Here is a 240-nt window from a genome sequence, read left to right as displayed (position 1 = left end):
CCAACAAGGCCAACTGCTCAGCCACTATCACTACGACGACCAACAGCGCCTGCACGCCCACGCCGTCACCCACCAGAGCCACCCGCTGCTGCAGCGCCAATACGACTACGACCGAGCCGGCAACCTCACCCGGCTGCTCGACACCCGCAAAGGCGAACACCACTACCGCTACGACCCGCTGCAACGCCTGACCCGCGCCGACCATTCCCACGACGTGCAGGAACGTTTCGCCCACAACCC

The 240-nt window shown here is 65.4% G+C and carries 1 protein-coding gene; it reads left to right on the top strand.

Translation table 11 applies throughout. The annotated features are described in order from the left end of the window. A partial coding sequence (locus ACFZPT_RS26930; RefSeq protein WP_379555982.1) for a hypothetical protein occupies positions 1 to 240 on the top strand: 240 nt, incomplete at both ends.

This window comes from Pseudomonas sp. MD330_10 (genome assembly GCF_042610415.1).
GTDB lineage: Bacteria > Pseudomonadota > Gammaproteobacteria > Pseudomonadales > Pseudomonadaceae > Aquipseudomonas > Aquipseudomonas rhodesiae.
Note: the sequence above shows the minus strand (reverse complement) of the source record. Positions and strands in the feature narration are given on the sequence as shown.